General features: G+C 35.2%; 1 protein-coding gene. It reads left to right on the forward strand.

Translation table 11 applies throughout. The annotated features are described in order from the left end of the window. Nucleotides 1–100: 100 nt before the first annotated feature. Nucleotides 101–1,350, forward strand: a 1,250-nt coding sequence (locus J2Y60_RS24740) for a transposase (RefSeq protein ID WP_309924738.1), incomplete at its 3' end; no start/stop codon positions are given.

Genomic DNA, 1,350 nt, shown 5'->3' on the forward strand with positions numbered 1-1,350 from the left:
AAACATGAGTCATCCCGAATTTTGTGGATGGCTTGCCAAATAAAAACCTCCTTGTTTATTTTGTGAATTACGACAAACACAAAAAACAGGAGGTTTTATTATGCACAAGGCACTTCTACAAAAAAACAATAGTTTTACAAAAAAAGCAAATGCTTCATATTTTCTTCTCAAAAAAATAGATGTTTACCTTTCTGATTTACAGCTTACTCTAGATAAGCTTCTTGACAAACGTCTTGTTGGGACTTTCTATAATTTATTTGTGGCTATTCTTATGAATAGAAATCGCTCGATGGGGTTGCTTCTGAGTGAGTTAGGAGGATTTATTTGTGGTTTCAATCATGCACCAGCAGGAACAAAACGTATCAGTAACCTTCTACGTTCAAAGAAATGGACAGCTCCTGTAATTGATAATTTTCTATTTGCTCGTAGTAAAAAACGCATTGAACAACTAATCCAAATAGGAAAACGCCCTTTGTTAGTGTGGGACGATAGTAAAATTGAGAAGCCTGAGAGTTGGTTTACTGAAGGTCTATGCAGTGTAGAAAGTAGTAAAGGAAAACGTCTGACGAAAGTCAAGAAAGGATTTTATCGTCCACCCGTAAGTCGTATCTGTGTGCCAGGTTATCGCTGGACTGCTACATTACTTTCTGCTTTGGGTGAAGCTCCAAGTGTTTGTCAAATGTCATGGTGGACTACAAGAGGAAAACATAAAGAATATGGCACTAATATTATCTTTAGGATGCTGGAAAAATTGCATAAATCTATTGGTAAAGGTGTTTTACATGTACTTGATAGAGGTTATGCTAATGCTTGGACAATTGAGTGGTTTACGCATTTTCAGCAGGATTTCTTAGTTCGTTGGAAGAAAAATCACCTACTCATTCATGCTGATAAAGGTAAAAAGAAGACACATTTACTAGCTCGTTCCTTTAAAGCTAAACAACGTAAGATTGTATTTGATAATCAACGTAAAATAGCCAAGAGTATTTCTATCGCATGGACAGAGGTGCAACATCCTGATTTTGAAGGAATTCCTTTGTCTTTAGTAATTGTTAGAGATAGGAAAAATCATCAATCCCCTTTGTATCTACTTACTTCTATTCAAACTAAAAATGTCCAACAAGCTTGGGAAATGTGTCATTCCTATATGCTCAGATGGTCTATTGAACAGACGTTTAGATTTTGTAAAACAGAATTAGCCATTGAGTCTCCAAGACTATGGTTTTTTGAGAATACGTGTAAATTACTTGGAATCGTAGCACTTATCTATGACTTTTTGATGTACTTAATTAACAACTGGGGAAATTGGATACAATTAGTATTAAAACAATGGTGTCATAGAACAGGAAA

Origin of the sequence: Arcicella sp. BE140 (genome assembly GCF_031456255.1) — a bacterium.
Taxonomy (GTDB): Bacteria; Bacteroidota; Bacteroidia; order Cytophagales; family Spirosomataceae; genus Arcicella; species Arcicella aquatica.